22 protein-coding genes and 3 pseudogenes are annotated in these 24,563 nt (G+C 69.2%); 8 read left to right on the top strand and 17 right to left on the bottom strand.

Going from position 1 to position 24,563, the window contains the following annotated elements; all coding sequences use genetic code 11:
- Nucleotides 1-88: 88 nt before the first annotated feature.
- Nucleotides 89-457: a VOC family protein gene (locus tag AB0E24_RS41505; RefSeq protein ID WP_079256939.1), complete on the bottom strand. Its 369-nt coding sequence runs from the start codon at nucleotides 455-457 to the stop codon at nucleotides 89-91.
- Nucleotides 458-522: 65 nt separating this feature from the next.
- On the opposite strand from AB0E24_RS41505, the gene AB0E24_RS41500 reads away from it, so the two are divergent.
- The gene (locus tag AB0E24_RS41500) at nucleotides 523-984 is read left to right on the top strand and encodes a MarR family winged helix-turn-helix transcriptional regulator (protein WP_069874254.1); all 462 of its coding nucleotides are present in this window, start codon (nucleotides 523-525) and stop codon (nucleotides 982-984) included.
- A 31-nt stretch (nucleotides 985-1,015) separates the two neighbouring features.
- Here the strand turns inward: AB0E24_RS41500 and AB0E24_RS41495 are convergent, their stop codons facing one another.
- Both AB0E24_RS41495 and AB0E24_RS41490 read right to left on the bottom strand, forming a co-directional pair.
- Complete coding sequence (locus tag AB0E24_RS41495) at nucleotides 1,016-2,011, bottom strand: amidohydrolase family protein (RefSeq protein WP_435865384.1); 996 nt, start codon at nucleotides 2,009-2,011, stop codon at nucleotides 1,016-1,018.
- A 126-nt stretch (nucleotides 2,012-2,137) separates the two neighbouring features.
- Nucleotides 2,138-2,854, bottom strand: a complete 717-nt coding sequence (locus AB0E24_RS41490) for an SDR family NAD(P)-dependent oxidoreductase (protein WP_147965247.1) — start codon at nucleotides 2,852-2,854, stop codon at nucleotides 2,138-2,140.
- Nucleotides 2,855-3,027: 173 nt separating this feature from the next.
- On the opposite strand from AB0E24_RS41490, the gene AB0E24_RS41485 reads away from it, so the two are divergent.
- On the top strand, nucleotides 3,028-4,071 hold the full coding sequence (locus tag AB0E24_RS41485) for an Lrp/AsnC family transcriptional regulator (RefSeq protein ID WP_147965248.1): 1,044 nt from the start codon (nucleotides 3,028-3,030) through the stop codon (nucleotides 4,069-4,071).
- A 57-nt stretch (nucleotides 4,072-4,128) separates the two neighbouring features.
- Here AB0E24_RS41485 and AB0E24_RS41480 read toward each other — a convergent pair whose 3' ends face one another.
- Nucleotides 4,129-4,728: a TetR/AcrR family transcriptional regulator gene (locus AB0E24_RS41480; protein ID WP_371352338.1), complete on the bottom strand. Its 600-nt coding sequence runs from the start codon at nucleotides 4,726-4,728 to the stop codon at nucleotides 4,129-4,131.
- Nucleotides 4,729-4,830: 102 nt separating this feature from the next.
- Here AB0E24_RS41480 and AB0E24_RS41475 point away from each other — a divergent pair, with 102 nt between their 5' ends.
- Entirely contained in the window at nucleotides 4,831-5,580 is a 750-nt protein-coding gene (locus AB0E24_RS41475; RefSeq protein ID WP_069874246.1) for an SDR family NAD(P)-dependent oxidoreductase, read from the top strand.
- A 229-nt stretch (nucleotides 5,581-5,809) separates the two neighbouring features.
- Here AB0E24_RS41475 and AB0E24_RS41470 read toward each other — a convergent pair whose 3' ends face one another.
- Complete coding sequence (locus AB0E24_RS41470) at nucleotides 5,810-7,342, bottom strand: monooxygenase (protein ID WP_359384894.1); 1,533 nt, start codon at nucleotides 7,340-7,342, stop codon at nucleotides 5,810-5,812.
- Nucleotides 7,343-7,404: 62 nt separating this feature from the next.
- Between AB0E24_RS41470 and AB0E24_RS41465 the strand changes: the two genes are divergently transcribed.
- On the top strand, nucleotides 7,405-8,091 hold the full coding sequence (locus tag AB0E24_RS41465; RefSeq protein ID WP_107474721.1) for a TetR/AcrR family transcriptional regulator: 687 nt from the start codon (nucleotides 7,405-7,407) through the stop codon (nucleotides 8,089-8,091).
- 98 nt (nucleotides 8,092-8,189) lie between these two features.
- Here AB0E24_RS41465 and mgrA read toward each other — a convergent pair whose 3' ends face one another.
- From mgrA to AB0E24_RS41425, 8 genes are all read right to left on the bottom strand, one after another.
- Nucleotides 8,190-9,236, bottom strand: a complete 1,047-nt coding sequence (gene mgrA, locus AB0E24_RS41460; RefSeq protein WP_102934047.1) for an L-glyceraldehyde 3-phosphate reductase — start codon at nucleotides 9,234-9,236, stop codon at nucleotides 8,190-8,192.
- 128 nt (nucleotides 9,237-9,364) lie between these two features.
- Nucleotides 9,365-10,264: a LysR family transcriptional regulator gene (locus tag AB0E24_RS41455; protein ID WP_232639071.1), complete on the bottom strand. Its 900-nt coding sequence runs from the start codon at nucleotides 10,262-10,264 to the stop codon at nucleotides 9,365-9,367.
- Nucleotides 10,265-10,316: 52 nt separating this feature from the next.
- Complete coding sequence (locus tag AB0E24_RS41450) at nucleotides 10,317-10,826, bottom strand: ATP:cob(I)alamin adenosyltransferase (RefSeq protein ID WP_079153788.1); 510 nt, start codon at nucleotides 10,824-10,826, stop codon at nucleotides 10,317-10,319.
- A gap of 2 nt (nucleotides 10,827-10,828) precedes the next feature.
- On the bottom strand, nucleotides 10,829-12,523 hold the full coding sequence (locus AB0E24_RS41445) for an L-lactate permease (protein WP_359384890.1): 1,695 nt from the start codon (nucleotides 12,521-12,523) through the stop codon (nucleotides 10,829-10,831).
- A gap of 58 nt (nucleotides 12,524-12,581) precedes the next feature.
- A complete protein-coding gene (locus tag AB0E24_RS41440) occupies nucleotides 12,582-14,306 on the bottom strand; it encodes a methylmalonyl-CoA mutase family protein (RefSeq protein WP_232639073.1) in 1,725 nt (574 codons plus the stop codon).
- Between the two features lie 24 nt (nucleotides 14,307-14,330).
- Nucleotides 14,331-15,269, bottom strand: a complete 939-nt coding sequence (gene meaB / locus AB0E24_RS41435) for a methylmalonyl Co-A mutase-associated GTPase MeaB (protein ID WP_232639074.1) — start codon at nucleotides 15,267-15,269, stop codon at nucleotides 14,331-14,333.
- Entirely contained in the window at nucleotides 15,266-16,708 is a 1,443-nt protein-coding gene (locus AB0E24_RS41430) for a phenylacetate--CoA ligase family protein (RefSeq protein ID WP_232639075.1), read from the bottom strand. Before AB0E24_RS41430 ends, meaB begins: the two co-directional genes overlap by 4 nt.
- A 4-nt stretch (nucleotides 16,709-16,712) precedes the next feature.
- On the bottom strand, nucleotides 16,713-17,135 hold the full coding sequence (locus tag AB0E24_RS41425) for a cobalamin B12-binding domain-containing protein (RefSeq protein ID WP_069874216.1): 423 nt from the start codon (nucleotides 17,133-17,135) through the stop codon (nucleotides 16,713-16,715).
- Nucleotides 17,136-17,367: 232 nt separating this feature from the next.
- Between AB0E24_RS41425 and AB0E24_RS41420 the strand changes: the two genes are divergently transcribed.
- Both AB0E24_RS41420 and AB0E24_RS41415 read left to right on the top strand, forming a co-directional pair.
- Nucleotides 17,368-18,108: a FadR/GntR family transcriptional regulator gene (locus tag AB0E24_RS41420; RefSeq protein ID WP_250849199.1), complete on the top strand. Its 741-nt coding sequence runs from the start codon at nucleotides 17,368-17,370 to the stop codon at nucleotides 18,106-18,108.
- A 223-nt stretch (nucleotides 18,109-18,331) separates the two neighbouring features.
- Complete coding sequence (locus AB0E24_RS41415; protein WP_174885959.1) at nucleotides 18,332-19,672, top strand: MFS transporter; 1,341 nt, start codon at nucleotides 18,332-18,334, stop codon at nucleotides 19,670-19,672.
- 51 nt (nucleotides 19,673-19,723) lie between these two features.
- On the opposite strand, the pseudogene AB0E24_RS41410 reads toward AB0E24_RS41415, so the two are convergent.
- Nucleotides 19,724-20,707: pseudogene (locus AB0E24_RS41410) on the bottom strand (non-ribosomal peptide synthetase); the annotation flags it as partial.
- Between the two features lie 355 nt (nucleotides 20,708-21,062).
- Nucleotides 21,063-21,286: pseudogene (locus tag AB0E24_RS41405) on the bottom strand (IS1380 family transposase); the annotation flags it as partial.
- Between the two features lie 142 nt (nucleotides 21,287-21,428).
- Here AB0E24_RS41405 and AB0E24_RS41400 point away from each other — a divergent pair.
- Nucleotides 21,429-22,082 carry a hypothetical protein gene (locus AB0E24_RS41400; protein WP_359384885.1) on the top strand — a complete coding sequence of 218 codons (654 nt, stop codon included), beginning with the start codon at nucleotides 21,429-21,431 and terminating at the stop codon, nucleotides 22,080-22,082.
- Between the two features lie 28 nt (nucleotides 22,083-22,110).
- Here AB0E24_RS41400 and AB0E24_RS41395 read toward each other — a convergent pair whose 3' ends face one another.
- Both AB0E24_RS41395 and AB0E24_RS41390 read right to left on the bottom strand, forming a co-directional pair.
- Entirely contained in the window at nucleotides 22,111-22,311 is a 201-nt protein-coding gene (locus tag AB0E24_RS41395; RefSeq protein ID WP_079256952.1) for a hypothetical protein, read from the bottom strand.
- 70 nt (nucleotides 22,312-22,381) lie between these two features.
- Nucleotides 22,382-22,869: pseudogene (locus AB0E24_RS41390) on the bottom strand (IS1380 family transposase); the annotation flags it as partial.
- A 410-nt stretch (nucleotides 22,870-23,279) separates the two neighbouring features.
- Here AB0E24_RS41390 and AB0E24_RS41385 point away from each other — a divergent pair.
- A complete protein-coding gene (locus AB0E24_RS41385) occupies nucleotides 23,280-24,563 on the top strand; it encodes a helix-turn-helix domain-containing protein (RefSeq protein WP_359384919.1) in 1,284 nt (427 codons plus the stop codon).

Here is a 24,563-nt window from a genome sequence, read left to right as displayed (position 1 = left end):
GAACACCCTCCAGCGGTGTTCCCCTCCCCGCCGCGGGCGAGCCCCGAGTCGAGGTCGTAGCCCGCCACGCCGGAGGCCGGGCCGCCCCTCAGCCGCGGTCGTGGAGGGTCACGTGGTAACCGTCGGGGTCCGCGAACGTGAAAGTGCGGCCGAACGGCCCGTCGATGGGCGCTGAGACGATCGTCGTGCCGGCGGCGGCGAGGGCGTCGTGGATGTCCTGCGCGTCGGGGGCGTGCAGCCACAGCGCCATCCCCTGGCCCGGCTGCGCGATCGCGTCCAGGTCGACGCCCGGGACGACGTCGCGGACGGCGAACGCGATCGGCTTGGTGTCGAACACCACAGCGTGCGGCGGTCCTGCGTCAGAGCGCTTCAGCCCCAAGTACCGCTCGTAGAAAACGGCAGAGCGCTCCAGGTCGCGCACCTGTAGTGAAATGAAGTCGGGTCCGGTGACGGCCACGATTCCTACCTCCTCATAGGCATGTCAGTCTTCTGACATGCCGCAATGTATGTCAGACTACTGACATGAGTCAAGGCGAACCCGGAATCGAGCTGGACACATCGGTCGGCTACATGCTGAAGGCGGCCGCGAGTGCTCTGCACTCCGCCCTGGAGGCCGTGCTGAGTCCGCTCGGCATGACGATCACCCACTACTCCTGCCTGGAGCTGCTGGCCCAGCGACCGGGTCTGTCGAACTCCGAGCTTGCCCGCGGCACCTTCGTCACCCGGCAGTCGATGAATGTGCTCCTGAAGGCCCTCGAACGAGAGGGGCTCGTCATCCGCCCAGCACGGGCACCCGTGGGCAGGGTCCTGCCCACCGAGCTGACCGCCCGCGGGCGCCGCCAGCTCGAGGTGGCCAGCGCCGCGGTTCGCCGCGTCGAACGAGACATGCTGGCCAATCTGGATGCCAACGAACAGGATCAGATGCGGCGCCTGCTCACCACGTGCATCGCCTCACTGACCGAACCGCCCGCATCGGCGACGTAACCGCTCCGGAATTTACGGCTTTGCCGAGAATTTACGGCTTTGCCGAGAAGTCAATACCGTACAAGGATGCCGCGTTGGCCGACGAGAACTGCTCGCGTTCCGCGTCTGTCGAGAAGTGATTCAGAAAGGAATCGATGTCTTCTCTGGTTGGCCGTTGGAACGGGTAGTCGGTCGAGAAGATCAACCGGTCGACCGAGGTGACGGACAGGGCGTGCCGCAGGAGTGCCGGATTGAGCATGCCGGAGGTGGTGATATAGAAGTTCGACCGGACATAGTCCGATACGGATCGCTCCAGTCCGGCGATACGGGACAGGCTGTCGACTCTGTCGAGCCAGAAGAGCAGCATCTCCCCCCAGTGGCCGAGCACGACTCGAAGGTCGGGATGCCGGTCGAACGTCCCTCGCAGCACCAGCCGGAGCGCCGCGATTGCGGTGTCCAGGTGCCACCCCCACCCGAAAGTGGCAAGGGCGAGATCCGTCATGGAGTCGAATCCGCGATATGAGGCGTCTCGGACTGAGGTCGAGGGCAGCTGCGGATGGATGAACACGGGCTGGCCGAGTTCCGCCGCGGCGGAGAAGAAGTCGTCATAGGCAGGGTCGTCGAGGAACAGGTCGCCCGATCGGCCGTAGACCATGGTGCCTACGTGCCCCATGCCCGCAGCTCTTTCCAGCTCGCCCGCGACGTCCCTTGGTGACGACATGGGGAGAGTGGACAGCGATCGGAAGCGGTCCGGGTGTCGGGCGACGGCTGCCGCAGCCATATCGTTCGCGGCGCGGCTGAGAGTCAGCGCTGCCCTGGGGAGCAGCGGCTGGACTCCGGGCGGTGTCAGGGCGAGGACGGATACGTCGATTCCCTGAGCGTCCATGGCCGCAATGCGGCCGGCCCCCAGATCCTCCAGGCGTTCCTGGTTGTCGCCCATTTCATTGAAGACAAGGCTTTCGTCAGGCTGCGGCACGGCTCGGAGGGCGGACGTCACGTCCGGCATAATCCAGTGTTCTTCGATAGCGATGAGAGGCATATTCGTCATCTTTTGCGGTCTCCTGCGTATGCGTATCGGCCAGGTCAGACGCGGGCGATGGGGCGTTTCGAGTGCTGAGACCGCTTACGGTGCCGGCTGATCCTCGGGCCGTCCGCCATGGTCGCTCGGCGGTGCTTACCAGGGCACTGTCTGCCCCGAGCGGTCCAGATATGCCAGGCCGGGCGTGCCCAGTTTGGACAGCAGGATATTCACCAGCAGCGGGACGCTCTCCTCGACGGTGAACGGCGCGTCCGGCCCCCCGAGCGCGGTGCGGATCCAGCCCGGTGCCAGGAGGACGAAGCCGCGCCGCGTCTCGGCCTGCCGGACCGCGAAACTGCGCATGAACATGTTCAAGGCCGCTTTGCTTCCCCGGTAGACTTCGCGGCCCGCGGTCGTGTTGTTCGTGATGCTGCCCTGCCCGGACGACATCACTCCGATGAGGCCGGTGGCGGACACCAGGTCTTCGAGCGCCTCGATGACGCGCATCGGGCTGAGAGCGTTAGTGACCATCACCTCGACGAAATCGTCTGTTGCCACCTTGCCGATGGGTATCCGCTCGCTGTTCGTGGTGCCGGCGTTGACGAAGAGGAGGTCGAGCCGGCGTTCCGCAAGACGCTCGTGCAGGGGCGCGAGGTGGTCGGGCTCGTTGATGTCGAGATGCTCGATGATGACGCGGCCCTCGGCCCGGTCGGCGAGATCGTGCAGGGGCGTTCGCACAGAGGTGTCGCGGACCGTGCCGATGACGTTCCAGCCTCTGTCGAGGAATTCAGCCGCCATCGCGTGGCCGAGGCCGCGCGAGGCCCCGACGATGAGGGCGGTCGGCGTGTGCTGCCCTGTGACATTCGATGACATGCAGCGTCATCTCCGTTCCTTTGCGTCGCGAGGCCACTTCGTGCGTCCATGACCGACACCGCCCCGGGCGGCACCGGAGTACAGCCGCTGTGGCTCTTCATCGGTGCGGAACAGTCTGCTTGCCGTGCTGCCGCGGGTGCGAGCCAGGCAGATCAATTTGTAGGATTCCCGCTATGGCAGGTGCATCAGTGTTTGAATCCGTCGCGATACAACCCGATGATGTCCGAATCATTCGTGCACTACAGGTCGCCCCGAGAGCCCCCTTCGCCTCGATAGCAGCCGCGCTCGGCCTCACCGAAGGCACCATCAACCGCCGATATCGGCGCCTGCACGCCGACGGCGTCATCCGCGTCGTCGGCGTGGTCAACCCGGGAGCGTTGGGACAGAGCAGATGGCTGGTACGACTACGCTGCCGGCCCGGGAGCGTCGCGGCGATCGCGGGCGCACTCGCCAAGCGAGACGATGTCAACTGGGTAGCCCTGGGCGCGGCGGGCTCCGAAGTCACCTGCGCGACTCAGTCACGGGATCAAGCGCAGCGGGAAGAGTTGCTCGGCCAACGGCTTCCGCGCACCGCCGCGGTGCTCGACATCAGTGCCTTCGCCATGCTCCGCCAATTCATGGGAGGCCGCGGCCATTACTGGGCCGCGCTCCACGGCGCGCTGTCCCCGGAGCAGGAAGCCATGCTCGGGGGTGACGGCCCCCCGTTCACGGAGTCTCCGGTCGTCAGTAACGGCCCCGTTCACCTCACCGCCGAAGACGAGAAGATTCTCGACGCGCTCGCCGCAGACGGTCGGGCCAGTCTCGTCGACCTCGCCACAGCGGCGGGCTCCACACCGGGCCGCGTATCCCGCCGCCTCCGCGTCCTGCTTCAGGAACGCGTCGTCCACATCGACGTCGAGATCGCCCCAGCAGCCTTGGGCTATCACGCGCGGGCCAACCTGTGGCTGCGAGTGCATCCGTCAGAGGTGAAGAATGTCGGACGCTCGCTGGCACGAGAACCCGAAATCGCTTTCGCGGCGGCCATCTCCGGCCCCTACAACGTCCATGCCGTCGCCCACTGCCGAGACCTCGACGAACTCTTCGAATTCACATCGGATCGCATCGGGGCCCTGCCTGGCTTGCAGAGTATGGAAGTCTCACCTGTCCTACGGCACGTCAAGCAAGCAGGCACGCTGCTGTCCGGCGATCGCCTCGCCGGGCCCACCGCTCAACCGTGACGTTCCCACGGCGTTCACGACGTGTCACGACAAGCTCGTCCAGGACAAAGAGCCAGTCTAGGCGGGTGGCCAGTTGTGGAGGGCGGCGTCTGCGACCCGTTGGAGTTCGTCGCGGGTGGCGCCCGTGGCCGCCTGGACTGCGATGCCGTTCGCCATGGTCATGAGGTAGTGGGCGAGGGTGTCCGGGTCGGTGCCCGCGGGCAGGTCGTCTTCGTCGATGGCGCGTTGGAAGCGGTCGCGAAGGTGTGCTCGGTTGTCGTTGCGCCACGCAGCGAGCGCGTTGCCGGCGCTCTGTCCGAGGTGGCCTGCGGCCAGGAAGCCCTGGACGCCGAGGCATCCGGCCGGACGGTCGGCCTGGGTGGAGGCATGGATGGACCCGGCGAGATAGGCGGTGGCCACCGCCCGGGCGGTGGGCTCGTGCAGTGCGCGGGCGCTGTAGGAGGCAGGACCCTCGGCGTAACGTTCCAGGGCCTTTCGGAAGAGGTCCTCCTTGTTGCCGAAGGCCGCGTACATGCTGGTCTTGGTGATTCCCATGGCGCGGGTCAGGTCGGTGAGGCTGACGCCGTCGTAGCCGTGTTCCCAGAAGACGACCATGGCCCGCTGTAGGGCTTCATCGGTGTCGAACCCTCGCGGTCGGCCGATCGGTGCCCTGCGCATAGCTTCCACACCGCGCATCATACCTCTTCTGTACCGAGTGGACCGGAAGTGCTACGGTCTCTTTCTGTTCCGATCGGGACAGAAATAGGGAGAGGTCACGTCATGGGAACACTCGAAGGCAAGACGGCTGTCGTCACGGGCGGCGGAACGCGGGGGATCGGCCGGGCCACGGCCGCACGGCTGGCGGCCGAGGGGGCGCACGTGTTCATCACCGGCCGGCGTGAGGCCGAGCTGAAGGAGGCGGTCGAGTCCATCGGCTCCACGGTCACCGCGGTGCCGGGTGACATCACCGACACGGCCGATCTGGACCGGCTGTACGACACAGTGCGCGAGCGGGGGCGGGGCCTGGACGTGCTGTTCGCCAATGCGGCCACCGCCTCGTTCGCAACGCTGGAGCAGATCACCGGCGAGGACTTCGACCGCATCTTCGAGGTCAACGTCAAGGGCACGCTGCTGACCGTGCAGAAGGCGCTGCCGCTCCTCAACGACGGCGCCTCGGTCATACTGAACGCCTCCACGGCCGCCGACCACGGCACACCGGCGTTCGGCGCGTACGCGGCGTCCAAGGCCGCTGTCCGGTCCTTTGCGCGGACCTGGGCCAACGAACTCAACAGCCGGGGCGTTCGTGTCAACGCAATCTCGCCCGGGCCGATCGACACCTCCGGCATCACCGAACTCGTCGGCGAGGAGAACTCAGCGGCTTTCAAGACGAAACTCGGCGCCGAGGTCGCGATCGGCCGGATCGGGCGCCCGGAGGAGGTCGCCGCTGCGGTGGCTTTCCTCGCCTCCGCGGACAGCAGCTACATGATGGGCGCCAATGTGTACGTCGACGGGGGCGAGAACCAGATCTGATGCGCATCCGCTGTCCGCGGGCCAGAACTCGATGTCGCCGGGGAGTCCGACTGCCTGGTGGTTGCGCCACCTCGGCATTCCACGCGGTCGCCTGGGGACATCGGCACGACGACCTGGGCGCCGCGCCGAGACTGCGGGCCATCTGTACCACCTGGGCCGCGTGGTCGCCCGGTCCGACCGGCTGTCCCTTGGCGTCCGAGGCGGCCTGACCGGACAGTTGGGGTCACGGTCACCGCGTGGCCATCCCTTGCGTCGTACCGGCCCAGGTGGCGAGGGCGGTGGCCCGCTCGGCGCGCCGGGCGTCCGGCTCAGTGGTACGAGTGGCCCAGGCGATGTGCCCGTCGGGGCGGACAAGCACCTCGGTGACCCCGTCCAGTTCCGGATGGCCGTCGTGCCGGGCGACGGTGACGGCGGTGACCCGTGAGTCCCATCCGGCGGCGACGGTCGGCCCCAAGCCGGTGTCTCCGGCGAGGCCGAGGAGGACGAAGTGGCCCCGGGAGAACAGCTCGTAGGCCCGTGTCGCCGCCGACGAGGCGTCGATGAGTTCGATGTCGGGCATCCGCCGGCCCACCAACGGGTCGGCGGCGTGGGCGTCGCCGGCCGAGTAGCTGGTGTCGAGTGCGGAAACCTGGCCCGCGATCCGGCGATTGACCTCCGGCATGCCCAGGAGTTCGTCCAGCAGGCCACGCAGGGCGGCGGTGGGGCGGCTGTACCGCGGGACGAGCGTCAACTCCGCGAGGAGAGTCTGCACCTCGGTGTTCTCGGTGACGGCTCGCCCGACCGGCCGGCGCTCGGCGTCGTAGCCGTCCAGCAGACCGGGCGGCGCCCAGCCGTTTATCTCGGCGGCCAGCTTCCACCCCAGGTTCATGGCGTCCTGGAGACCGGTGTTCAGCCCTTGGCCGGCCGCGGGGAAATGGATGTGGGCGGCATCGCCCGCCAGGAGCACGCGCCCGCGCCGGTAGCCGTCCGCGAGGCGGGTGGCGTTGCCGAAGCGCGACAGCCACCGCGACTCGGCGACCCCGAGGTCGGAGCCGCAGATCCGGGTCAGCGACGTACGGAATTCCTCCAAGGACACGGGCACACCGCTCGGGGTACGCATCCGCTCCGGATCCAGATACACCAGGCGGGTCAGTCCGCCGTCCAAAGGCGCCACCAGCACACCGCGCGCCCGCGCCCGGTCGAGCGCGGTCGGATCGGCGTCGACCACCGCGAAGTCCCCGAGTACGCCGGTCAAGGTCTCGTCCGCGCCCGGGAAGGCGATACCGGCGGCCTCGCGCACCCCGCTGCGACCGCCGTCGCACCCGACGGCATACCGCGCGTGCAGGGTCTCCGCGCGGCCGCCCGGTCCGCGGACCTGCACCTCGACGCCGTCCGCGTCCTGGCGGAGACCGGTGCTCTCATAGCCGCGGGCGATCTCCACCCCCAGCTCCAACGCCCGTTCCTGGAGCAGGAATTCGGTACGCGCCTGGGGGAGGAACAGGGTGTAGCCGTGCCGGCTGTCGAGCGCGGCGAAGTCGAGCCGGGTGTCCAGGCCCGCGAAGTGCCAGCCCGGCACCGTACGGCCGAGCGCGAGGAATCGGGGCGCGAGACCGCGCAGGTCCATCAGTTCCACACTGCGCGGATGCAGGGTCAGCGCACGGGAGTCTCGCTGCGGCTCGGTGCGCCGCTCGATGATCCGTGTGCGGACGCCTGCCAGCGCCAGCTCGCAGGCGAGCATCAGGCCGGTCGGTCCGGCACCGACGACGATCACGTCGGCATGCATAGGCGGGGCCCTCCATTTAGTGAACAACGTTCACGAGAACGCTGTTCACTATAGTGCGGACCATGAGTTCCACGTCAAGTCCCGGCCGAGGCAGACCCGCCCGGCTGGACCGGTCGAGCACCGTCGACACCGCCCTGCAACTGCTGGACTCCCTCGGCCTCGACGACCTGACCATGCGCCGCCTGGCCGACTCCCTGGGTGTGCGGGCCGGGGCGCTGTACCGCCACTTCGCCACCAAGCAGGACCTGCTGACCGCGATGGCCGAACGGATGCTGGCCGACATCCCCGCACCCCGCGAGAACGGCGACTGGGATGAGCGCCTGGCCGACCTCGCCCGAGCGATGCGCACGGCCCTGCTCACCCATCGCGACGGCGCTCGCGTATTCGCCGGTACGCACTCGACGGGGGCGCACACCCTGCGCTTCTCCGAAACCGTGACGGGCGTCCTGCGCGAGGCGGGCTTCGCCGATGAGGACGCGGCCCGCGCCCTGATGGCGGTGGCCAACTTCACGGTCGGTCACACCCTGGAGGAACAGGCCGCCCTCCGGCCCGGCGACGAAGCGGACGCGGACCCCGAACGCCTGCGCCAGGCCGTGGCGTCCGGGCCGTTCCCACACCTCGTCGCCGCCTTGCCCACCCTCACCGGCACCGACTTCACGGCCCACTTCGAATTCGGCCTGCACCTGCTCATCCAGGGTCTACGGACACTCGACGAATCCGGCAGGCGGCGGGGCCCAGGGGGCGTCTGACCATGACGCGAGAAAGTCCCCGGCGAGCGTCGCACCGCCGTCACCGCGGCAGCGCGGCGCGGCACCGGGGCTGAGTACTTCGCCGACGATGGGCAGGTTCAGCCGAGGCCGCCGGTGCGGGCCCGCTGCCACAGATCGACGCTGTCCCGCACCGTCGCCTGCTTGTCGATGGCGGCGAGCTCGTCGTCGGTGAAGGAGAGGTTGCCCAGCGCCGCGACGTTCTGCTCCAACTGCTCGACGCGGGAGGCACCGATGACCAGGGAGGTGACGCGATCGTCGCGCAGTGCCCAGGCGAGGGCCATTTGGGCCAGGGTCTGCCCCCGCTGGGAGGCGATGTCGTTGAGCGCGCGCAGCCGCTGGAGGGTGTCCGCGTTGAGCCAGTCGCTGTCGAAGGACTTGTCCTGGGTGGCGCGCGAGCCGTCGGGGACACCGTTGAGGTAGCGATCGGTGAGCAGGCCCTGGGCGAGCGCGGTGAACCCGATGACACCGAAGCCTTCCTCGGCCGCGGCGTCCAGCAGGCCCTCGGTCTCGATCCACCGGTTGAGCATGTTGTAGGAGGGCTGGTGGATCAGCAGCGGAGTGCCCAGGTCACGGAGGATGGCCGCGGCGCGCCGGGAGCGTTCCGCGTCATAGGAGGATATGCCGACGTAGAGGGCCTTGCCCTGTCGCACCGCGGTGTCCAGCGCCGTCATGGTCTCCTCCAGCGGGGTGGAGGCGTCGAGGCGGTGCGAGTAGAAGATGTCGACGTACTCCAGACCCATGCGCTTCAGGGACTGGTCGAGGGAGGCGAGTACGTACTTGCGGGAGCCACCGCCCTGCCCGTAGGGGCCCGGCCACATGTCCCATCCGGCCTTGGTGGACACGACGAGCTCGTCCCGATACGGACTCAGGTCCCGCTTGAGGATCTTGCCGAAGTTGATCTCGGCCGCACCGTAGGGCGGGCCGTAGTTGTTGGCCAGGTCGTGGTGGGTGATGCCGAGGTCGAAGGCCCGCAGCGCGATCTGCCGCTGACTCTCGAACGGCATGTCGTCACCGAAGTTGTGCCAGTAGCCCAGCGAGAGGGCGGGGAGGTCGAGCCCGGAGCGTCCAGTGCGGCGGTAGTGCATCGAGCCCTCGTAGCGGGAGGGGTCTGCGACGTAATTCATGGTGTTCTCCGTGTCACGGTGACAGAAGGGACGCTCCGCCGAAGCGGGCTCTTGGCGTCCTCCATGGTGCGCGGGTTTGATTCAGCAGTCCAACAGGAGCTGGTCATCGCACTGAGAAGCACCGCTTCTTAATCCTTGAGGAGTCCGGCTTCTTCGGCGGTGAGCTCAAGGAACACCGCTACGTGCGGTGAGGCGACGAGTGCGGGGCGCGTCGCTATCGAGACCACCCAGCTGCCCGCTACCGCCGGGCGCCGGACGGCCAGCCCCTCGGCCTGCGGTTTGCGGGAGACGGGCTCAGGAACGAGAGCGACACCGAGGCCGCGGCGCACCATGTCGAGCAGTGTATGGACGTCGTTGACCGTGTACTGCACGCGCCGGTTCACCCCGCGTGCCGCGAATGCCAGGTCACTGAGTTCCCTGGCTCCCCATCCCTCCTCGAAGTCGACGAAGGTGAGTCCTTCCAGGTCTTCCCAGGCGACCTCGTCCCCGTGAGCCAACGGCGTGGCAGGCGCGGAGAGCAGCACCAGACCCTGCTGAGACAGCTGGATCCAGTGCAGGTCGTCACCGCGCCGGGAGGACTCCGGCCGTGCGACGAAGGCGATGTCCAGCTGCTCCTCGCGCAGCTGGCGCAGGAGAAAGGCGCTGCCCGCCTGCGTGAAAGCGATGTCGATGCCGGGCTCCCGGCGCTTGAACCTCTCCAGCAGCGCCGGCGGGTCGATGACGCCGAGGCACTGCTCGGCACCGAGCCGCAAGAATCCCTGCAACCCCGCCGTGGTGGCCGCGACGGCATCACGGCCGGCCGTGGCCAGCCTCAGCATCTCCCGCGCCTTGGGCAGGAGCGCCATGCCCGCCCGCGACAGTTGCACGCTGCGCGTGGTGCGGTGGAAGAGAGAGGATCCCAGCTCGCGCTCCAGACTGCGGATCGCCGCGGAGAGACCGGACTGTGACACCTGCGACCGCTCCGCGGCACGCGTGAAGCTACTCTCCTCGGCGACTGCGACGAAGTATTCGATCTGGCGAAGTTCCACACCGACATTGTCGCCCGAGCGCACACCGACCGGGCCGGGATTCTCGTCGGCGCTATGCCGGACGGGCCCTGGGCGGTCGGTCCCCGCACGCCCCCATCGCCAGGTTTCCGGGGTCTTCCCGGTCCACTCGCAAGGCCACGGCCGACAGCAGTGCGGCCAGGGCGCTCAGATAGGCGGCGGCCGAGGGCGGCACGCGTTCCGGTTCCGTGGCTGCGAGGATCCGCACCGAGCGCTCCGCGCGCCGGGTGACGGCCCGGGCGAGGCGCAGCAGGCCCGCGGCCTCGTTTCCGCCGGCCAGGACGTGGCTGCCGGGCGGAGCGGGGGCCGACGGGGCGTACTGCTGCCGCGCGCTGTCGAGGCGTCGGTGAGCTGCCGGGTTCAGCCGGGTCGACCGCGGGTCGGCCAGGTCGGCGGCGAGGTCGAGGAGGTCCCGCTGGACGGTGCCCAGCAGGGTGTCGTGTTCGGCTTCCATCGAGTTGGTGGAGATGGCCGCGCCGATGGCGGCGTTGGCCTCCTCCACATCGCCGCAGGCGGTCAGGCGGGCGAGGGGCGGGTCGGTCATCGTCAGGGCACCATCCAGGAGAGCAGGGGCGTGGATTGCAGGTAGACGAGCACGCAGAGGAAGGGGACGAAGACCGCCGTGGCGGCCAGTACGCGGCGGAAGAGTTCGCCCTCCCGGCCGGCGAGCCCGACGGCGGCGGCGCCGATGGCCAGGTTCTGGGGGCTGATCATTTTGCCGAGTACGCCGCCGGAGGTGTTCGCGGCGGCGGTGAGCACGGGTGCGTGCCCGGAGCCTTCGGCCGCACTCACCTGTAGGGCGCCGAACAGCGAGTTGGATGAGGTGTCCGAGCCGGTGACCGCGGTGCCGAACCAGCCCAGCACCGGTGACAGGAGCGGGAACAGACTCCCGGCACGGGCCAGGAGGGCGCCCATCGTGGCCGTCTGCCCGGAGGCGTTCATGACGTACGCCAGTGCCAGCACCGCGGTCACGGTCACCGCGGCCGTGCGTAGCTGGTGCAGCGTATGCCCGTAAGCCGTGGCTGCCTGCCGCATCGGGACGCGCAGCACCACCGCCGTGACCAGTCCGGCGACAAGCAGCACGGTGCCACCGCCCGCCAGCCAGTCGAACTTGAACTGGACGAGCGCGAGCGGTTTCCCGTCGGGCGAGGCGATGTGCAGGCCGGGCCAGGCGAAGAACGCGGTGGTCCGGGCGAGCGCGTCCCTGACCGCGGACACGGACACCACCGAGAACAGCGCGATGATGACCGCGTACGGGGCGAAGGCGCGGACTACTTCGGTTCGGGTGTCCGGCCGCCGTGGCGGGGCCTCGGTTCGGACGGCGGTGCCGAGCCCGGCGCTCTCGCCGCCTCCGTCCCCGCCCGTGCCCGTGCCCGTGCCCGCGGAATCATCCGCCGGGTGTGGTGTGGCCTCCTGGGACGTGCCCTCACGTGGCCGCCACACTCGCAGAAGCAACAGCACGGCCCCCGCCGAGACCAAGGCGGCGGCGACGTCCGTCAGCTCCATGGGCCCGTGGTTGGCCATGAGGTACTGCACGGCCGCGAAGCTCACGCCGCAGGTCAGCGCCGCCGGCCACGCCTCGCGCACCCCGCGTCGGCCGTCGAGGACGACCAAGAGCGCCAGGGGCACGAAGAGGGCGAGCACCGGGACCTGGCGGCCGGTCATCGCACTCAGGTCGCCGAGCGGTAGCCCGGTCACCCGGGCCAGGGTGATGACGGGCAGGCCGACGGCACCATAGGCCACCGGCGCGGTGTTGGCGATGAGGGCGACCGTCGCCGCCTTGAGGGGAGGCAGCCCGACGGCGATCAGCATGACGGAGCAGATGGCGACGGGCGTGCCGAACCCGGCCAGCGCCTCCAGCAGTGCGCCGAAGGAGAAGGCGATGATGATGCCCTGCACCCGCTGGTCGTCGCTGACCCTGGCGAAAGCGCGGCGCGCCACGTCGAAGTGGCCCGAGGCGACGGTCATCCGGTAGATCCAGATGGCGTTGACCACGATCCACATGGCCGGGAAGAGCCCGAACGCGGCGCCCTCCAGAGCCGAGTTGAACGCCTGCCCGGCCGGCATCCCGTACATCACGACGGCCACGAGGAGCGTCAGCGACAGCCCGAACAGGGCGGCCAGCCAGGCGCGCATGCGTACGACGCCGAGCAGGGTGAAGAGAGCGAGCAGCGGTATGGCGGCCACCAGGGCAGACCATCCGAGACTCGAGCCGACTGGGTCGATCACTTGCTGGTACATGGGACCCTCCCGGTTCCTCGACGCTGAGGACGGTCGGTGTGGGGACCTGGCCTGCCCGTCAGAAGACGGGGGTTTCGGTGTATGAGCCGAAGACCTCGCGCAGCGCTCCGGTGATCTCCCCCATGGACAGATGTGCCTTGACCGCCTCGATGGTGGCGGGCATCAGGTTGGCGCTGTCGTCCTTGGCGACGGCGAGCAGATGTTCCAGGGCCGCGGTCGCGCGGTCGGGGGCGCGGTCGGCGCGGATCTGCCGGAGCCGGGCGATCTGCCGGGCCTCGGACGCGGGGTCGAGCTGGTGTGTCTCGATCTTCTCGGGCTCGCCCTCGTCGATGTACTTGTTCACACCGACGACAGGACGGTCCCCGTTTGCCTTGCGCCGGGCGAAGTCGTAGGCGGTGTCGGAGATCTCCCGCTGGAAGAAGCCCTGTTCAATGGCGGCCTCCACCCCTCCCAGCTCCTCGACCTTCCGCATGTGGTCATCGATACCGCGCTCCAGCTCGCAGGTGAGGTTCTCGACGTAGTACGAGCCCCCGAGCGGGTCGATGACGCTGGTCACCCCGGTCTCGTCGGCGAGGATCTGCTGGGTGCGCAGGGCGATCTTCATCGCCTGTTCGCTGGGGATGGTGTACGCCTCGTCGAGGCCGTTGGTATGCAGTGACTGCGCTCCGCCGAGCACGGCGGAGAGCGCTTGCAAGGCGGTGCGGATGATGTTGTTCATCGGCTGCGGTTTGGTGAGGGTGGCGGCGGCCGTCTGTGCGTGGAAGCGCAGCCGCATCGACTCGGGGCTCCGGGCACCGAAGTGCTCGCGCATCATCTTGGCGTAGTAGCGGCGTACGGCGCGGAACTTGGCCACTTCCTCGAAGAGGTCGGCCTGGCTGACGAAGAAGAAGGACAGCCGGGGTGCGAAAGCGTCCACGTCCACACCGGTGGCGACCACGTCCTCGACGTATGCCTTGGTGATCGCCATGGTGAAGGCGATCTCCTGCTGGGCGTTCGCCCCTGCCTCGCTGATGTGGTAGCCGCTGATGTTGACCGGGTTGTAGCGGGCCATGTGCTGCGAGCAGTAGACGATGGTGTCGCGCACGATGCGCATGCTCGGGCGGACCGGAAAGATCCACTCCTTCTGGGCCACGTACTCCTTCAGGATGTCGTTCTGGATGGTGCCGGAGAGCTTGTTCAGGTCGTAGCCGCGCCGCTCGGCCACCGCTATGTACATCGCCAGCAGGATCCACGCCGACGGGTTGATGGTCATCGAGACGCTGATGTCCTCGAGGTTGATGCTCTCGAAGAGCGCTTCCATATCGGGCAGTACGTCGATGGCCACGCCCTCGCGGCCGACCTCGCCGAGGCTCATCGCGTCGTCGCTGTCCAGGCCCATCAGGGTGGGCATGTCGAAGTCGACGGACAGACCGGTCTGACCCTGGGCGATGAGGTAGCGGAAGCGCTGGTTGGTCTCCTCGGCCTGCCCGAAACCGGCGATCTGCCGCATGGTCCAGGTGCGGCCCCGGTACATGGTGGGGTACGGGCCGCGGGTGAACGGATAGCGTCCGGGCAGGCCGATGTCGGACCAGTCGGCCGGCAGGTCGGCCGGGGTGTAGACGCGCCTGACCGGCAGTCCGCTTCCCGAGAGATAGCTCTCCCTGGTCTCCGGTCGGCGCGCGGTGAAGGCGGCCAGCTCGGTCCGCTCCCAGTCGGCGAGCTCGTCGGTGACGGCACGGGCGAGCTCGTCGGTGGTCAGGCGGGCGGTGCCCCTCTCCGATCGGCGGGTGTTGTCGTCAGCCACGTGCCGCTCCTCGTATCGTTGTTCTCACAGCTGTTCCAGCAGTCGCCGGGCGGCCGCCGCCGGGTCGTCGCGCTTCCCCGCGACCTCGTCCACGGCCGCGTCGAAGGCGGGGCTGCCGGGGCGCAGCCGACCGCGTACCAGCTCCTCGGCCGCCCACCGGATCCGGGTGGCGGCGGCCCGCCGGGCACGCCGCTCCCGCTCGCCGTTGCCGACCATCCACGTCATGTGCTCGTCGAAGCGTTCGATGAGATCGGGGACGCCCTCGCCGCTGTGCGCGACGGTTTGTTCGACGGGTACGTTCCACTGGCCGGGGCGGCGCCGGCTCAACCTGAGCATCTCGCGCAGCTCCGAGACGGTTCGGTGGGCGCCCTCCCGGTCGGCTTTGTTGACCACATGGACATCGGCGATCTCCAGCAATCCCGCCTTGATGGCCTGCACCCCGTCGCCGAGGCCGGGCACGCTCACCACCGCCACCGACTGCGCACCGCTGACGACATCCACCTCCGCCTGGCCCACCCCGACCGTCTCCAGAACGACGACGTCCCGGCCGGCGGCGTCCAGCACCGTCACCGCGTCCAGTGCCACCCGTGCGAGGCCGCCGAGCGCTCCCCGGGTGGCGAAGGAGCGGATGAAGACACCGCGGTCTCCGGCCAGTTCGGACATCCGGATGCGGTCGCCGAGGATGGCGCCTCCGGTGAACACGCTCGACGGGTCGACGGCGATGATCCCGACCGTGCGCCCCGCTCTGCGGTACTCCGCCGCCATCGCGGCCACCAGAGTGCTCTTGCCGCTGCCGGGCGGGCCCGTGACGCCGATGACATGGGCCCGGCCGGCCGCGCGGTGCAGTTCGGCCACGACCTCGTCGCAGCCGGGGGCACGCCGCTCCACCAGCGTCAAGGCCCTGGCCAGCGCCCCCTGTTCGCCGCGCAGCACGCGTTCGGCCAGCGGCGCCGTCGCCGTCACGGGATGCTCCCCGGAGGCGGGTCGGTGACCATGCGTTGCAGCAGCTCACGGTTGTCGATGACCCGGCGGGCCTTGAACCCCGTACGGTCGAAGGTGTGTTGTCGCACCGGGACCACCCGCGCGCCCACGCCCAGCACGGTGCGCAGTCGGCCCGAGATCCGCTCGACCCAGCCGGGCAGCGACTCCTCGGGCTGGCGCGGGTCGTATTCGACCTGTACCACCAGGGTGTCCATCGCCGACTCCCGGCTGATGACGATGCGGTGCTCGCCGCCGTAGCCGGGGGCCGCCATGATGACCTCGTCGATGGCGCTGGGATGTACGTTCTCGCCACGGACCGTGAACATGTCGTCGATCCGGCCGTAGATGCCGCGCGGCAGGAACGGGTAAGTGCGCCCGCGCTCCGCCGAGGGTGCCTCCCAGCGGGTGAGGTCGTTCGAGAGCAGCCGGATCATCGGCTGGCTGGTGCGCTCCAGCGTCGTGTAGACCGGGGTGCCCTCGGCGCCGTAGGGCAGCCGCTGATGGCTGACCGGGTCGCACACCTCGGTGTAGACGAGATCCTGCCAGCACAGCACGCCCGGCTCATCGGCCGCCGCACCGAGGTTCATCCACGGCGCGGCCTCCGCCATGCTGCCGGAGTCATAGACCCCCACCTGGAACGCCTCGGTGATCCGGGAGCGAATGGTGGGGATGCTCGCGCCCGGCTCACCGGAGAAGACCATCGCGCGCAAGCCCAGCGAGGCCGGGGCGATCCCCTCCTCCTCGGCCACCTCGGCCAGGTGCAGGGCGTAGGAGGGGGTGCCGTAGAGGACGGTGACGCCCATCTGCTTGATCCAGCGCACGGTTCGCGCCGTCTGTCCCGGGGCGCCGGCGCCGAAGGGGAAGACCCGGGCGCCCAGCCGCTCAGCGCCGATGTAGGCGCCCCACGAACCCCAGTAGAGGCTGAGCGGGGAGGCCACCAGCACGGTGTCGGACGAGCGGATACCCATCGCCCACATCACTCGGGCGTGCGCGTTGGCGACGCTGCGCCAGTCGCGCTCGCTGATGCCGAACGCGGTGGGACGACCGGTGGTACCGGAGGTTCCGTTGATGTGCTTGACCTCGTCCGGCGGCACGCAGAGGTAACTGCCGAAGGGTTCGTGGGCGGCCTGGTCAGCGCGCAGTTCCTCCTTGCGCACCACGGGGACCTTCTCGAAGTCGGCGAGGGTGCGGATGGCGGAGGGATGGATGCCGGCCTCGTCCCACTTGCGGCGGTAGAAGGGGGCGTTGTCCCAGGCATAGGCCATGATCTGCCGGATGCGGGCGAGGATCAGCTCCTCGCGTTGTTCGGCGGGCATGGTCTCGCGGCGCGGAAGCCAGTGCGTCTGGCCTTCCGGAGGGCGATAGGTCTCGTCGTAGCGCGGCGGCCAGGTCCACTGCTCCATGGAAGTGTCCACGGTCATCGGCTCACCTCCCGGCCAGGGAGCGGATCTCGGCGACGATCGACTCAGGAGTGGAGTCCTGGCCGAGCACCGCGCCCACCCCCATCTGCTTCAGTTCCGTCTCGTCCTCGTCCGGCATCACACCGCCGGCCACGATGGCGAACCGGTACGGCTCGTCGAGCTGGGCCAGCAAGTCGAAGAGCCGCGTGAAGATGGGCATATGGGCCCCGGACAGGAGGCTGATGCCGAGGATGTCCACGTCCTCCTGCACCGCCGCCTCGACGACCTGCTCCGGTCTGCGGTGCAGGCCGGTGTAGATGACCTCCATGCCGGCGTCGCGCAACGTGCGCGCGACCACCTTCACACCCCGGTCATGGCCATCCAGACCGATCTTCGCGAGCATCACCCGGATCGGCTCGGCAACCGTCTCTTCTTGCACTGCCGTCATCACCACGCTCCCCTGGAGAAGGCGGTCCTGCCTCTATGTGGTAGGACCATAGAGCTGGCTGACCTCATGGGCAATGGTCCGTCACCGGCTTTCTCCCACCGACATCACGCACACAGCGATCGACATGCGCCACACACCCCACCCGACGCCGCCGGCCTCCCACCGGCCGCGCCCCGTGACAGCGGTGTTAGCGTGGTCGGACCACAGGAACGATGAACCGAAGAGGACGGGTGTGAGCGCGGACCCGGAGTGGCGGACCGTCAGGCGCGTCCGAACGCACGAGCAGGTGCTGATCCAGATCCAGGAGAGGATCCTCAACGGACAGCTACGGATCGGCGACCGACTGCCCAGCGAGCGTGAGCTCGTCCAGGTGCTGGGCGTCAGCCGGAACAGCGTGCGCGAGGCACTGCGGGTGCTGGAGGCGATGGGAATCGTCGACGCCCACACCGGATCGGGCCGGGACGCGGGTTCCACGGTCGCCGGCCGGTCCACCGACGCGCTGAGCAACCTGCTGCGGTTGCACATGGCCCTGGCGCAGTTCCGCCTGGGGGACCTGGTCGACGTACGCATCGAGCTCGAGCGGCTGGCGGTGCGCCAGGCATCGGCCGAGGCCGACCCCGCGGAGTTGACGCAGCTCCGCTCCCTCACCGAGGCAATGACACGGCCCGGACTGGACCACGAACGCTTCCATGAATTGGACAGCGAGTTCCACATCCGGCTCGCCCGCGCATCACACAACGCCCTCGCCGCCGATCTCATGCAGGCGCTCCGTGACGCGGTGAAGAACGAAATGCTGGCCGCCTTCGCCCGAGTACACGACTGGGACGCCGCCGTCGCCTCCCTGACCGCGGAACACCTCGCCATCCTCACCGCGGTCGAGGCGGGCCAGGGCGACGAGGCCGAGACGCTCGTCGCCCGGCACATCCGTGGCTTCTACGATTCGGTGGGCGGCGAGTCGCCGTCGAGCGACTGATGTCGCGCCCCTGCTCGGGTGCCTCCTCGGGAACGTGACCGTCACGGGCACTCACCCGACCGGTGGCCCGGGCACATGGATTTCTTCGCTGCGGCGCTGATGTGCTCTTCCGGGGCCGCCGCCTGAGGTTCTCCCCAAGGAGCCGGGTGACCGGGCTGCCGTCATGTCCGGTTCAGGACGGTGGGGATGGACGGTCCCGCGGTGCCACGTCACGCTTGGGCGAATGCGTGATCCGGAGAGCGGTGGGGACAGCGGGATACCGAGGTCCGAGGTCCAGCAGGGCGCCGAGCGACCTACGCGGCCGGCGATGAGCGAGAGCCTCGCCTCGTCGGCTGTCGCGCGACCGCTGTGGCGCAACCGGGACTTCATGCTGCTGTGGAGCGGCCAGGTCGTCTCGACCGTGGGCATGCGGGTCACGACTCTCGCCTACCCGCTCCTGGTGCTTGCGCTGACGGGCTCGCCGTTCCAGGCGGGGCTCGTGGGGTTCGCCCAGACCTTGCCGTTCCTGGTGCTCTACCTGCCCGCGGGGGCACTGGTCGACCGCTGGGACCGCAGGCACGTGATGCTGGCGGCCGACGGTGTCCGAGCGGCGCTGCTCGGACTCGTCGTACTGGCGCTCGCGGTCGACGGGCTGAGTGTGGCGGCCCTGTTGGCGGTCGTCTTCATCGACGGCGCGTGCTTCGTGTTCTTCCAGCTCGCGGAGTCCGCCGCGCTGCCGCACATCGTCCCGCGGCACCAACTGCCCACCGCGGTCGCCCAGAACCAGGCCCGCGAACTCGGCGCCGATCTGGCGGGACGCCCGCTGGGCGGCGCCCTGTTCGCCGCCGGCCACATCCTGCCGTTCGTCGCGGACCTGCTGTCCTACGTGCTCGGCTTCCTGGCCATGCTCTTCGTACGGCCCGGCCTTCAAAACCGGAGCGACGTCGACCACCGGCGGCGGGGACTGCTCGCCGACATCTCCGAGGGGCTGGTGTGGCTGTGGCACCAGCGTCTGGTGCGGGCCCTGGTGGCCCTGACCGGTGCCGTGAACCTCGTCCTGTCCGCGCTCACCCTCGTCATGATCGTGCGGGCCCAGGAGCTCGGTGCCTCGCCCTCGCTGATCGGGGTGATGCTGGCGCTGCCCGGCGGGACCGCGATCGCCGGTGCCTTCGCCGCTCCGTGGCTGCACCGTCGTCTGCGGCCGCGGACCGTGGTGATCGGGTCACTGTGGCTGTGGGCCTGTGGCACGGCGGTGCTGATGTGGCTGACCTCTCCCCTGGCGCTGGGCGCGGTGGTCGCCGTGACGGCGCTGGCCGAACCGGCCTTCAACGTGGTCGTCACGTCGTACCGTTACGCGCTCGCCCCTGACCGTCTTCAGGCCCGCGCCGTCAGCGCCGCCCGGCTGATCACCTGGGGGGCGGTCCCTCTGGCCTCGCTGGCCGCCGGGGGCCTGCTCCAGTCGCTGGGGGCGCGGGGCACGCTGGTCGCGTACGCCGTCTTCATGGTCGTGCTGGCCGCCGTCGTCACCACGCTTCCCGTGATACGGCAGGCCCCGCGGACCGAGGAGATTCCGCACCCCGAGTGACCTCTCCCGGACAGGTGAGTTCTCCTCGCCGGTACCGCCGATCAGCCGACCGAGCTCCTCGATCGTCGGATGCTCGAAGAGCCCGCGGACGGTGAGCGGGAAGCCACGTTCATCCCTGACCCGGTTGGTGATCCGCACGGCCAGCAGCGAGTGACCGCCGAGGTCGAGGAAGTCGTCGTGGACACCGACCTCGTCGAGGCCGAGCACATAGGCCCAGATGTCCGAGAGGGCGGCCTCCGCACCGCTGCGGGGCGCGTTGGACCGTGCGGTGGCCACCTCCGCGACGGGCAGGGCCGCACGGTCCACCTCGCCGTTGGCGGTGCGGGGCAACCGGCCGAGGACGACGCACGCACCCGGGACCATGCGGCCGGGCAGCCGCCTTGCGAGGAAGCCGCGCGGTCCCGCCGACCGGGCGGGTCCTCCCCGGCCGGTCCGACATGCGCGGCCAGGGCACACCTGTCGGCCACGTCCTCGTACGGGACGACCGCACATGTCCGCACTCCCGGCTGCCCGCACTCCCGGCTGGGCGCGCAACGCGCCCTCCGCTTCGCCCGGTTCGACACGGTGACCGCGGATCATGACCTGGTCGTCCACCCGGCCGAGGAACTCCAGCCGCCCGCCCGGCCGCCGGCGCACGAGGTCGCCCGTCCGGCAGAGGCGGGCTCCTGGCGAGCCGGCATACGGGTCGGGCAGAAACCGCCATGCCGCCAGTGCGGGCCGTCCCAGGTATCCGCGCGTCACCCCGGGGCCTCCGACGTACAGTTCGCCCGGGATCCCTTCCGGCACCGGGTTCATCCGCTCGTCGAGGACATAGGTGCACAGGTCAGGGATGCGGACCCCGATCGGGCTGCCGGGCGGGCCATCGAGGTCGGCGGGCTCCAAGGGGTGACGGGTGACATGCACCGTGGTCTCGGTGATGCTGTACACGTTCGACAGGCGGGGCCGTCCGTGACCGCGCCGCGCAACCCAGCCGCACAGCGTCCGGGGGTCGCACCGCTTACCGCCGAGGATTACCCCGCGCAGGGCGAGCAACATCGGTACCGCGCCGCCGTGGGCGCCGGACGTCGTCCCCGGACAAGACGACGACCCGACCGCCGTGCGCGAGCGTACCCCACGGTTCCCGGACGGCGCACCGCATACCTGGAGGGCCAGTCCCTCGCCGCCCTGGCCCGCGAGGCACAGCGTCAGCCGCGGCGCCGTGCGCACCGCCGTCGCCGACCTCCTGCCCAAGCACGTCACCGACGACGAACCCGCCCCGGCCCCGAAGCTCCCCATCACCCTCGACATGCCCGGCAAGGCCGCGGACCTTCTCCGTACCACCGAGCTGGACGACGTCGAACGGGCCGCGCTCGACCACGGCCAGGCCGTGCGACGCGGCACGGGCCACACCGTCCGCGTCACTGCCGTTCCCGCGGTCCACCGCCAACTCCTCGACCTTGCCCCGGTCGTGGACGGCCCGCTGCCTGTGCCACGGGGCGAGCGCGGCAGATATCGCCTGATCAAGGCCGGCCTCGCGGTTCGTCTCCACCAGCGGCACGGCCCCGGCCTGGGAGACCACCGGCGGCCGCCGCCCTCGACACGGACACGCGGATACGACCCGATACGCTTCTTCACCTGGGAAGTTCTGCCTCCCTCGCAACCAACAGGACCCTCAGCAAGTCCTGTCGTTGCAGGTCAGAAGCAACTTCCCACATTTTTGATCAAGATTCGGTCAGTCCGCCTCGCGAGAGCGTGAGCCTAATTCCACTGAACGGGGATGACGATGGGCAAGGTTGATCCCGAGTTCGACAGGTCGATCACCAGAGCGATCGGGCACGGTTTTCCGGTCACCTCGCAGGAGCGCGCATCGGTGACGGAGTTGGTGATGCAGCGCGTGCGCGACCTCGGTCCGATCGTGGATTTTCGCTCCCTTGAACAGCTGATCATGGTGGGATGCGACCCTGTTTCCGTGAGGCAGATCGAGTCGCTTGAAAAGCTTCGCATGCTGAGCATCGAGGACAGCGCGCTGCGAGACATCTCGGGGATTGAATCTCTTCCGATCCTCAACTTCTCGATGCCACGTGACTTCGTTGCCGACATCGCACCCCTGCTGCACGTACCGACGCTGCTCCAGGTTGATGTGACGGGAAACCCATTGTCCGACGTCTCGTACCGGGAGGTCATTCCGAAGCTCGTCGAGAAAGGCTGCCGGGTGCAGTTCTCGCAGGAGCTGGAGTGGCGCGTGACCATGCGCTTGCAGACTGCTGGGGTCGGCGTGGCCTGTTACGGAAGCGCCCGGGGATACCGGTTGTGCCGTCCGGGGCTGGGGTTGACGGACGCCCCGCAGTACGGTCACCCAGTGATCACGAAGGAGGATGCCGAAGGGCTCCTGAAGGGAGATCCAGAAGGAGCTCTCAGGTTCTTCTCCTGACGTCCGCCTCTCTCGAGCCGTGCCGGTCTCACACCAGCGGGACCGCGTACGGCCCGAACTCTGAGGTCGGCGTCAGGCGGCCCAGCTTCTGGTATTCGCGTTGGATCGCGTAGATCGGGAGGGGCATCGTCAGGGGGCCGGCGGACTCCGCCGTCAGGTAGGCCGCCACCATCGAGCGCATGTTGCCGCCCGAGAGTTTGAAGGACTCCGCCCAGAAGTCCAGGTCCAAGTCCAGGTCCGCAGTGCCGGGGAGGATCGGGGCGAGACAGTGGTCCCCAAAGGTGCGGTGGCGGGGACGTCGCGGAGGGGCACGCGCGCGCCGGGCTCTTCAGGACAGCGGCATGGACGGCGTCGGTGATGGTCATGGCGACCGAGTGCGACAGCCGCCGTCCGTGCTTGGCAAGCCAGGCCACGAACTCGCGGGTGCCACCGGCGGAATCGCAGCGGATGAGGGTCTGCCGTCCGCGCCGGTAGCGTTCGGGCAGTTGGGCGAGCGCGAGCCGGCAGCATCGATGTGATCACTGGCGGTGTTGGGGCCCGCATTCCCCTGTGCGGCGCCCCCCACCACTGGTTCTCCGGCCCACCGCGGCCGTGGTCGTGCGTCCTGTTTGTGGGAGCGCGCGATGACGAGCACCCCATCGAGCTCCACGATCACCTGCCCGTCCGCGTCCTGAGCCGAGGCGCCGGCCAACTTCCAGGCGTGCTCGCGTGCTTGAGCGCGGGCGGTGCGGATCGCGGCCAAGGCACGATTGCTGCCCGCGGCGAGTGTGTCGACGAGACGGGAGACGGCCGCGCCAACCACACCGACCTGCTCGGTGGAGCTCAAGGACACGGCCACCTCGGCAATTTGCGGTCTTGCTGGCGCACCATGCCAAGCGCCTGCACAGGTGCCTGGCCGACCGTCCCGTCGCCAGTCGGCGTGTGCCGATGAATCTGCGGGCATGATGCCTCGTCTGAGAGAACGCCTCGTGCACCCACAGGATGGGCCATGGGCAACCGCCTTCGCTCACGGAGGACGCGCAGGCAAGCCCGCCCAGTCGCCGGTGCCATCTCGACAGGCCGGACCGCTTCCGCTTGTCTCCAGAAGAGGAAACGGGAAACACCCGTGTTCGCCTTGTCCGTCCGATGAGCTCTGCCGCAGTCTGTGGTGCGGCATCCACGCTCGCCGGACGGACGGGTACGGAGGTGCGTGTGAAGATGCCGTCCATTCCGTTCGCGCAAGAACTCCGGCAGCGACGCCTCAATGCCGGCCTGACCCTCACGGAACTGGCCCTGAGGGTCCACTACAGCAAAGGGCAGCTGAGCAAGGTCGAGCGTGGGGTCAAGACTCCCAGTCGTGACCTTGCTCGTCTGTGCGATGCCGCCCTCGAGGCCGGGGGTGCGCTTGTGGCACTGCTGCCGGTCCCGTCCGCCGACGCCCGGGCTGAGGAGCCAGATGGTTTCGACGAGGAGGTATGGCTGATGCAGCTGTCCACTGACGGCGAGAGCTGGTTCAAGTCCGTGCCCCGCAGGCAGGTGGTGAGCGCGGGCGCCGCCTCGCTGATGGGTCTGGGCGCCGGCGGTTCGGAAGCCTTGTCCACACCCGGTGGCGCGCGAGTGCTGGAGGTGTCCCGTTCGCTGTTCGACCACTATCGGCGCCTCGGCCAGACGGTCAGTCCGGAGTTCCTCCTCCCCGGCCTCATCGCGCAGACGCACACGCTGCGGGAGACGTCCACCCACGCCGACCCGCGGACCCGCCGTCAGTTGCTCGCGCTCGGCTCCCGGTATGCCGAGTACGTCGGTTGGCTGGTACAGGAGTCCGGCAACGAACGAGCCGCGTTGTGGTGGACACAGCGTGCCGTCGACCTGGCAGCCGCCGGCGGTGACCGGCATCTGGCCGGGTACGCCCTGGTGCGCCGGGCCCTGGTCACGCTGTACCACGAGGACGCGAAGGAGACCATCGCGCTGGCCCGGCAGGCCCAGGACAGCACCCTTCCCCCACGCATTCGAGGGCTTGCCGCCCAACGTGAAGCCCAGGGACACGCGATCGCCGGCGACCGAGACGCTTGTCTGCGCGCCCTCGACCGAGCCCGCGAGCTGCTCGACCGCCATACCCCGGACTCCGGCACACCCGTCATCGGAACCATGCATCTACCCGATCCGGTAGGCATGATCACCGGCTGGTGTCTTTACGACCTGGGGCGTCCACGCGAGGCAGCCGAGACCCTCGATCAACAGCTGGCGCGAGTTCCCCCACACGCTCTGCGCACTCAGGTCCGCTACGGGGTGCGCCGCGCTCTCGCGCATGCGGCCGCTGGCGACATCGAGCAAGCCTGTGACCTGACAACCCAATTGCTCGGTGGTGCCGCCGCAGTGAGTTCCGCGACCATCTCAGCCGACCTGCGTCGTCTCGCACACACTCTGGGCCGCCACCCACGCAATCCATCGGTCCGCGCACTGGCACCGCAGCTCGGCACTTCCTTACGTCTCATCACCCCATGA

The organism is Streptomyces malaysiensis subsp. malaysiensis, assembly GCF_040653035.1.
Lineage (GTDB): Bacteria > Actinomycetota > Actinomycetes > Streptomycetales > Streptomycetaceae > Streptomyces > Streptomyces malaysiensis.
The sequence above is the reverse complement of the archived record's forward strand: the minus strand, read 5'-3'. Positions and strand labels throughout refer to the sequence as shown.